Genomic DNA, 9,021 nt, shown 5'->3' with positions numbered 1-9,021 from the left:
GGTTCGATTTTGGTTAGGGCGATCGCTTCGCCCAATATCCAACTGGCGAAGTCTCTGGAAAAGCTTTCGGCTAAGAATTTGCAAATATTATCGATCATTTTGGGATTCTATCATTTACCGATCGCCTACTCATTGCTAGAAAGCGATCGCTCTCAAACAAGACATTCCCGATCGCCTAAAACATCATCTCAAAATCTGCGATCGCTCTCAAACGAAAAAGCGATCGCTACTAAATCTAAAAAAACATCAATCGCCTACTCATTGCTAGAAAGCGATCGCTACTAAACGAGACATTCCCGATCGCTTAAAACATCATCTCAAAATCTGCGATCGCTCTCAAATGAAAAAGGCGATCGCAAATAATAAGCTTCAACCTTAAGCGATCGCCTTTATAATCAAAAAAACAACAAGCGATCGCAACTAAATCCAAAAAGCACCGATCGCATTCTCATCCTAAAAAAAGTGATCGCAGTGATTAGCAGCGTATGTGCGGCTATTGGTGTGCTCGTTCTGGAAAATGATTTCCTTGAAGAGGAGACTTGTCGTCGTTATTGTAGCTATGTTATCGGCATAGATCGTCTTAACTATAAAATATTTGTTTGCAAGTCTGAAAAAACAACTGATTTTAGAGAAGTCTTCTTGTGAGTGTCGTAAAGCATTACAGCTAACGCTGCAAGATAGTCAGCAAAATTATTGTCATTGAAATAGATTTCTAGTTCTACAATCTCTCGTATAAAGGATGTCTCGCTAGCAAAATTTATCACATTAAGTCCATCTGCCCATTCATACCAATCTGCTATTACTTTTTCAACAAGATTATAGTTTGCACTATTTCCTTTTTTTAATTTTGCCGACATTTGTATTTTAGATGTATTACAACTGACATCCCAGCAACTTAGATTTATTGTGTTTGGATTTCCTGGTTCGTAAACATGATATCTTTTCATCTTTGTCCATATAGAAAGTGCAATATTTGAGCTTAATATAGATTTGGCTTTTGGATGAGAATAGAGGGGGGTAAGCAATTCTTTCTCGTCTAATATGCTTGATTCTATCTTGTTTCTGACTAAAGCATCGATTTCAATCAATTTTCTGATTTCGTCATCACTACTATGGGTAATCTCAAACACTTCGTCATAATAATCTGCAAGTAGATAATCATAAGGAAATTCCAGAACATATTTAACTCGTGGGTTCTGAGAAGCAGAAGTCCAATCCTTAAAAAACTCTTTTTTGGCAATAATTCGGGCATAGTTCACTGACATATTAATTAAATTCCAGCTAAAGCAGCAGATGGAGATGCTAGTCTTGCTAGCAATGAACTTACAACTTCAGCGATTACCTGTTGCTGAGTGATTGCAATTATAGAGAAACTCACTCCTACAATAACTCCATATCCATCGGAATTAATGTAAGGGTGATACAGAATAATTCCAGGAATTGTAGTCTCGTAGTCAATCGTTATTCCATACAATAGGGGTGGATTTTTGACGGAGCCTTGAAGAATATTTCTTCCCAAAACGTAGCCTGGATTGTCCTCAAAATATCTTGCAAGTTGTGGATAAGCTTCATATTCGTTAGTCCAAGGTTTTATCTCATAAATAAAATTTGGTTCTTGAAATAAGTCTACTCTACCTCCGTTTACGGGAAACTCTGGTATGAAACGTTCAAAGGGGTGTCGATCTACGATATCTGCTTCTACGGCTCTATGTGCTTCTCCGCCAAATAGCGCAACAGCAGTTACAGGATTGAAATTCAGTAATCCTAATCCTAGAGCAAAGTCTACAAAACCTCCTAATTGTGTTCTAAATCCACTTGGATCGATCGCATTAACCGCATTTCCATTCGCATAAAGATACTTATTCAGAGAAAGCGGATTATTTGTGTCCCCATTCCAAGAATCGCTTCTGGTAAACCTGCCCACAGCCTGATTATAATATCTATCCCTCAAATAATACTGACCAGCACCAGCATCAAACTGCTCACCCGTATAGAGATAACTATTCTGAGTCGTACCAATAGAACTCAAGACATTACCATAAGCATCATAGATGTAGCGATCCGTCACCACACCACTCGCATCAGTCAGTGCCCTCGCACTTCCCAACCTATCCACAAGATAGAAAGACTTCGCCCCACTCCGATTTTGCGAAATCAGGTCAATACCATGCACATAAGTAACCTTAGTTCCTGAATTGTCGTACTCTTCAAGCACCTGAGCATAATAGCGATTAGCATCAAGCAAATAACTGGTCTTCACACCATTAATCGTCGAACTAATCAAACTGGCTCTCTTATGAGTTAACAAGCAGTGAACTTATAAACCTTCTTGCATTTCTTCAATCCATCTGTCAATACGAAATATACCAGTCTTGACAAAGTGTTTTCTTACAGATGGAGGAATTGTTGATTTAATTCCTTCAAATGTCTCATCAATAAGATATCTTTGAATATTCCACCAATTATCAAAAGTTTCTAAGCTAATATCATCAGTTTCAAATATCGTCTTATATAGATTATTCTCTGTCAGATAAGTTGACATCAGACTAGCTAAAAAAAGCAACTTAACTTCTAATATATCTTCACAATTATCTCCGAAACTATTTCCGACCCCAACGTAATATTCCCAAAATTGATTTGTAGAAAGTAGATCAAGAATATCATTATCAATTTCTATTTGAAGGAGCTTAGTCCTTAAATGGTCATTAGGACTGATTAAATAATATCCAGGAATTTTGAACATATGTTTGGGTAGATTAATACCATGTCTGACTAAAAGTGCTACTTAGCCTAAATTTATTTTGTGCAGAATTCGTCCAGTAAGATGCTACCTGATTTTCTGCAAAGTTTTTATACTCAGTAGTGAATCCGTACTTACTAGCTAGTCTCAATTCATATTCGTAAGCACCCTTTGAATAGAAATAACTATTGACTGTCGTATCCGTCGAACTAGATCAACCGCCATAGACCCCATAATTAGAAATACTTACATTAGACATACTTACATTTGTTAATTTGGTTGCGACTTGCGGCATAACCTATGCCAATGCGTCCAGATGATCACCATTGCCATGGTATCGAGGCGGCAATATTGATAGAGTAATTCCTTCCATTGCGATCGCATAGCTTGATTGTCTCGACTCAGATCCCGATTTTCGCCATACATTAGATCTTGATAGGCAAGCATAGCTCCAGCCCCTTCATTCACCACCTGAATGCGATCGCCGATTTGCAACTGGGGCAAGACATCGTAAGGACTGAGCACCTCGCCATTTACCTCTTGATAGTATTCCTGAAAGTAAGGTATTTCGTGGAGATAGGCATTAGTCTTCCACACCGCAGGCAAGACACATTTCAACGAAGTTCTTCCCTTCATTAATGGATGGAAGTAATGCTTGAGCGTGAGTGCATTCATGTCAACTAAATGGGATGTTCCCTTTGTGCCTAGTTTAGCGGTATTTGCCAGCCAAGCTTTGAGTTCGGGATTCTGATAGTCGTAGGCTTGCATTTGGTAGTAGATATCACGCAGCACGCTATTTTCATGGGTTGCCCATGTCAAAATCGTACCGCGATCGCCCAAGCATTCCATCAGAGATTCCGCAAATTGAAAATTGGGAAAATTATGTTCTAGATCGAGCCATTCGGTTTGAATTGGCGGTGCATCGGGTGCAGCGATCGTGTGGCAACTCCACTGGAAGGCAACCTGCTCGTAAGTTTGCATCCCTGCATAATAGGGAATTGCCATACGGGAGGTTTCAAAATCAATAAAATGAATGGGATATTCTACCTTTTGTAAGAAACTGGGAAGCTCATCGGAAATCCATTCCTTATTCTTTTGGGTATATTCGATCTGAATGAGCTGTCGTTCACTATAGGTTTCGTCATTGAGTTCTTCAAGGGGCACATCAAACATGCTGACCTGCTTTTGCCCGATCATTTCGTTGACCAGAGGCGTTTCATTGCCCCCAATTCTCCCCATTTGATAAAGTTCCAATACGTGATGTTCTACCTCAGCAAGATCTCCCCAGCATTCCTTAAAGCCATCGCGGGGATCTTGAGCGCTTGCCCGATATTCGCATCCCTTACAGCTTTTACTAATCGGTGCAAAAATTTCTGGCGATCGCTCGATGAGGTAGCCGATATATTTTTGGGCTATCGAAATGGTGGGATCGACTAATTCCGCAACCTCAGACTCAATACTGACCTTAGTGAGAAATTGATCCTGCCATAATTCTTGTATATCCCCAGAAAAGTTGATAGTAACCCCATTGAGTTTAGAAAAGGAATTGCGGGGACTAGATACACGTTGAATTTGGAAATAGGATGCGAGGTTATCGATCGCCGTGGTTTTAGTGCGGTCAGGAACGATCAGATAGGGCGCAATCTCAACTTGAAGTTGGGGTAAATGCTCAGCTAGCATTTCTTGTAAAATACCGACTTGGTAAGCGACCTCTTCGATAATATGCCGCCATTCCCCACCCACCTTTCCAGTACGTTTATTGCGAAAAAGGGAGAGATGGCGATTTTTGATTAATTCATCATGGGCTTTACTATCAAACCCCTTAGCACGAATTTCTATAATTTCAATGCGATCGCCCTTTTTGACGAGAATATCGGCACGCGCTAATTTACGATCGGCATAGAGCACTGGCTCAAATAGCGTCACATTCTCTTTTTGTAATTGCGCGATCGTTTCCTGCATCGCTGCGGCAATATGCTCATCGGAGTTGAGATTTGCCGATATATAAATCCCCTCAGGATGCAGAAGGTGGGCGATTTTGCTAATAATAAAATTCCCATCCGCTAATATTCTGGTGTAAGGATCTACGCGATCGACAGTAGGGTAGCCTAATTTTTTGTAATAAAGTTTTGTCGAGCAACTGCGGGCAGTCTTGAGATCGGATTTCGTCAGATAAATAGGATGGGGCATACTGCCTAAATACTTAAATAGGGGGATTGCAGATAAAATTTTGATTTAGGATGGGCGGCGCATAGCGCCGCCCATCCTAAATCAAAATTTTTGGACTATTACAAATCTAGCCTTAAAATTTGCAAGTTAGAAATATAAATTCCACAAAATTCAACGAAATTTGCTATTTCATGGTTTTGGCGATTGCTATCAATCATTTAAAACAGATAGTCTGCGAGTATTATTAAATTTTTTGGAGAGATAACCATGTTAGAACTTTGGCTAGAGACGGTTTCGCTATTAGTCGGTCTGAGGAAGAGTTTTAAATTTTTATCTAGTCCCAAATTTATCGGTTATGCATTGATCGGCTCGATCGCGACTTTGAGTGCGATCGCTACGGGCATAGAACTCAAGGAAGTCCAGAGTCTCGAAAGACAAACCCAGTCGGCATTTTTTAACTGGCGCGGGACGGTAGCCCCTCCCAAGAATATTGTGATTTTAGCGATCGACGATCTCTCCCTGAGACAAGGGGAATTTTACGACCCGAAAAAGCGCCCCTTTTTAGAACCCTTTCGGACGACCACATGGAAACGCATCGTCTATGCCCAAGTGCTAGAAAAATTAGTTAAGGCTGGGGCAAAGGTAGTAGCCTTTGATATTTTGTTTGTGACTCCAGGGGATCACGGTGCGGATGACGACAAAAAATTTCAAAGCGCAATTACGAAGTATGGCGATAAAGCCGTATTTGCCGCCAGTTACGAACTCTCTCAGATGGGAGAAGCAAGTATTATGCAGCTTGCCACGCCAGAATCCGTTTTCCAAATAAAACCAAATACCTTAGGGCTGATTAATTTTCAACCAGAAGTGACGGGTAACATTCACCGTTTAGGCGTACAGCCTCCCGCAGAGAGTGGCTTGCCCCCTGTCCCGACCTTTGCGGCTTCAGCGCTGAACGTTGCCAAGATTAATTATCCTAAACCCAAGGGGGATGGCATCTATTTCTATGGTGGATTTGATACTTGGTCAAACGCTCAGCAATTAATTCCATTCTATTATGTGGTCGATCCTGATAATTGGAATAGCGAACAACTTCAAGGTGGTAAATTTTTTCAGGATAAGATCGTTCTCATTGGCGCAACAGCAGCCTCTAAACAAGATATCCAAAATTCGGCAGTGGGCAGAATGTCAGGGATTGAGATCCATGCTAATGCGATCGCGACTCTCATGGAGAATAAGAGTATGGCAGGATTATTTGCCAACCCTTTTCAACAAGGTATCTTTACTTTCTTTCTGGTAGGGATCTCTGGTGGCATTCTCTGTCTGCTTAAACGTCCAACTATGCAGATCCTGACTGCCTTTGGTATGGCGATCGCTTGGTTTGGTATTGGTTATGTTTGCTTCATTTACACCAGCACGATCTTACCCGTAGCGATTCCCACGATCGCGATCGGGCTAAATGGGATTGCGCTCTTAACTACAGGTTCCATTGCCGCCCAGATTGATAAAATCCTACTCCGCCGCACTTTAGAGCGTTATGTCGCCGCACCGATCGTCGAAGAAATTGTCAATCAACCCGATAATTTTCGCGATCTATTAGAAGGAAGGACGATCAAAGCTGCCGTACTCTTTTCCGATATTCGTGGCTTTACCACCCTCTCTAGTCGCCTTCCTGCCAAACTGCTGATCCAACAATTGAATACCTATTTAGGGGGGATGGTAGATGCGATTTTGGAATACCAAGGCACGATTGATAAATTTATTGGCGATGCGATCATGGCTGAATTTGGTTCGCCCGTGTCGCGAGGCGAGAAAGATGATGCGATGAATGCGATCCATGCTGCATTAAATATGCGATTGGTATTAATGGAACTTCGTAAAATCTGGCAAACTGAAAATAAGATCCCTTTCTCTAATGGAATCGGAATTAACTATGGAGAAGTAACTGTCGGGAATATCGGTTCGTCCCGTCGTCTTGAGTATGCGGTAATTGGCGATACAGTTAATGTCGCCAGCCGAGTTGAAGGTATGACCAAGGATCTAGGAACGGATATTGTGATTACAGGTACTCTCTACGAAATTGTCAAGGATGAAATTGATGCGGTGGATTTCGGCGAGCACGCGCTTAAAGGTCGAGTAGGGAATGTGCGGCTCTATGGCGTAATTGGGCTAAAAGGTTGCGATCGCACTATTTACGAACAAGTTCAAAATGACCTCACTCGCCATGCTGCGGTGATCGATATTCTCAAAAAAGGTCAGTTGCCTACCCGCCGCGAATAACGCGATCGCTAGTTGCTACAGTTACCCAGATCGAAGATAGCAGCTAGACCGCATTGGGAGCGCAACATGCGATCGCCATCATGCCCCACCCCAATTACTGGATAAATCCGATGCTGAGAATCGGGATTACGCTTTTTGATATAGCTGGCGTAGGCAAGCCCTCTGGCATAGCGGTAACTGCCTTGAGCTTCAGCAGCGCAGGACTTATCGAGGGCAGGATGGTTAGGATTGATGTCGGCAGTTCCTAATAAATAGACGACATCTCTAGCGGCATAGATTTTCTCGTACTCGTCGGGCTGATAAAGGGTGGCATATTTAGGAGCATCAACCCAGCCGTATTTCCAGTTATTAAAGTTCGGACAGCGATCGCTTTTGAATGGAGAAAATTCTCCTTCAGTATCTTCAATGTTGGGTCGATCCTCATTAAAATACAGGTAAGAAGAAGGATTCGCGACTATATAACGAACGGCAATCCCGATATCCTTGAGATTTGCTTCCCCCCGTCCGACAACGGCATAGCGCTGTACCACCTGTGCGCCAGCCGAATGTCCGACGATCGCTACCTGTCTAAGACTGGGGAAGCGGCTGCGATCCGCTAATTTGGCGCAAATAGCATCAATGGATTCATAGGAACTAATCTTGGCTGGAGCAAGAGCATTTTCTCCTCCCATCCAGTGATCGTATCCCCAACGCAATACCTCTTTTCCCAGATTGTGAGCGGAGATATCTGCCGTCGCCAAAAATTGCGGCACGATTAGCATTGTATTTTTTCCCGATCCTCCTGCCGCGATGCGAAATTTTTGGGCAGTGTCCCAATAGGTATCGGCATCGCGCAGGCGACCGTGCAAGACAATTACAACGCGATCGATATTTGGTTGAGGTATAGACCAGTCATGGGATATATAGAGAGGAAGCTCGCCTTTCCCTGCCGATGTCGCGACGATCGCTCTTTCGGGGGCAATGACTTTTACTGGGTGGTTGTGGGGGGCATTTTCATCCCTTGCGTGGGTGCCGTTTACCAGCAAAACAAAACTGAGGATGCTGGCAACTAAGAATTTGCCGATCGAGCTGAAACGTAGCTTCATAGAGCAAATTTTCGCGATCGCAACAATCCTAATTATGCCCTGTTATATCAAAACTTGCATTGCGCCAGATCGATCGCGATCGATATCAATCGCGATCGATATCACAGGAAAATGTGATCGATATCACGGGATTGATTTTGAACCATTACAAACTAGCAGCAGTCAAAACCCCTGAAAATGAAAAACATTCAAATTGAGGTAACTCCCATGAAGGCTTTAATTCTTTCTTTACTGGCAACCACTTCGGCAATTGGAGCTGTAACAATGGCAAATCCCAGTTCGGCATCGGCGGGAGAGGTTTACAATCGAGAAGTAAACCAAGAGCGTCGGATTTATGATGGGGTTAAAGATGGACAAATCAATCGCTCTGAGTTCAGGCATCTAGAAGCCCGCGAAGAGAGAATTGACGCGCAACGTCGTGCCGATTTGAGGCAAAATGGCGGGCATTTGACCGCAGCTGAATACAAGCAGCTTAATCGCGAAGAAAATCGTGCTTCTAACGCAATCTATCGCGATCGCCATAATTAAAATGAGTTGATAGGGACCCCGACTTCTCTCCGCAAACCTATCCCGATAGCTGAGAGAAGTTAAAGCCAAAATTAAGTAGCTGGGGGTATTGCTAAATAGGTAAGGATAGGCGGCGCAAAGCGCCGCCCATCCTTACCATATAAATCCTTTCCTTTTTAGCTACCTATAGCTACAGTCACTTGACCTAGGACAAATCAAACCCCAAGAATTGATTGGCGGCGC

The 9,021-nt window shown here is 42.7% G+C and carries 9 protein-coding genes and 1 pseudogene; 4 read left to right on the top strand and 6 right to left on the bottom strand.

From position 1 onward, the window contains the following. Nucleotides 1-98: pseudogene (locus AC805_RS27240) on the bottom strand (flagellar assembly protein H); the annotation flags it as partial. A gap of 1 nt (nt 99) precedes the next feature. Here AC805_RS27240 and AC805_RS25995 point away from each other — a divergent pair. Beyond that, a complete protein-coding gene (locus AC805_RS25995) occupies nt 100-285 on the top strand; it encodes a hypothetical protein (protein WP_369122821.1) in 186 nt (61 codons plus the stop codon). A gap of 299 nt (nt 286-584) precedes the next feature. Here the strand turns inward: AC805_RS25995 and AC805_RS02075 are convergent, their stop codons facing one another. From AC805_RS02075 to AC805_RS02060, 4 genes are all read right to left on the bottom strand, one after another. Continuing rightward, the gene (locus tag AC805_RS02075; protein WP_055073886.1) at nt 585-1,265 is read right to left on the bottom strand and encodes a hypothetical protein; all 681 of its coding nucleotides are present in this window, start codon (nt 1,263-1,265) and stop codon (nt 585-587) included. Between the two features lie 5 nt (nt 1,266-1,270). Continuing rightward, the gene (locus tag AC805_RS02070; RefSeq protein WP_055073885.1) at nt 1,271-2,308 is read right to left on the bottom strand and encodes an RHS repeat-associated core domain-containing protein; all 1,038 of its coding nucleotides are present in this window, start codon (nt 2,306-2,308) and stop codon (nt 1,271-1,273) included. A 9-nt stretch (nt 2,309-2,317) separates the two neighbouring features. Then, a complete protein-coding gene (locus AC805_RS02065) occupies nt 2,318-2,743 on the bottom strand; it encodes a hypothetical protein (RefSeq protein WP_055073884.1) in 426 nt (141 codons plus the stop codon). Nucleotides 2,744-3,010: 267 nt separating this feature from the next. Beyond that, complete coding sequence (locus AC805_RS02060; protein WP_055073883.1) at nt 3,011-4,930, bottom strand: DUF2779 domain-containing protein; 1,920 nt, start codon at nt 4,928-4,930, stop codon at nt 3,011-3,013. A 246-nt stretch (nt 4,931-5,176) separates the two neighbouring features. Between AC805_RS02060 and AC805_RS02055 the strand changes: the two genes are divergently transcribed. Then, entirely contained in the window at nt 5,177-7,186 is a 2,010-nt protein-coding gene (locus AC805_RS02055) for an adenylate/guanylate cyclase domain-containing protein (RefSeq protein WP_055073882.1), read from the top strand. Nucleotides 7,187-7,194: 8 nt separating this feature from the next. Here AC805_RS02055 and AC805_RS02050 read toward each other — a convergent pair whose 3' ends face one another. After that, a complete protein-coding gene (locus tag AC805_RS02050) occupies nt 7,195-8,271 on the bottom strand; it encodes a hypothetical protein (RefSeq protein ID WP_197278603.1) in 1,077 nt (358 codons plus the stop codon). A gap of 34 nt (nt 8,272-8,305) precedes the next feature. Here AC805_RS02050 and AC805_RS25375 point away from each other — a divergent pair, with 34 nt between their 5' ends. Beyond that, nucleotides 8,306-8,446, top strand: coding sequence for a hypothetical protein (locus tag AC805_RS25375; protein WP_156341279.1), 141 nt, complete (start codon nt 8,306-8,308; stop codon nt 8,444-8,446). A gap of 2 nt (nt 8,447-8,448) precedes the next feature. Further along, nucleotides 8,449-8,799: a hypothetical protein gene (locus AC805_RS02045; protein ID WP_055073881.1), complete on the top strand. Its 351-nt coding sequence runs from the start codon at nt 8,449-8,451 to the stop codon at nt 8,797-8,799. The last annotated feature ends 222 nt before the right edge of the window (nt 8,800-9,021 follow it).

The sequence above is a fragment of the Pseudanabaena sp. 'Roaring Creek' genome (assembly GCF_001402795.1).
Classification (GTDB): domain Bacteria; phylum Cyanobacteriota; class Cyanobacteriia; order Pseudanabaenales; family Pseudanabaenaceae; genus Pseudanabaena.
This window is presented reverse-complemented; position numbering and strand designations above follow the sequence as displayed.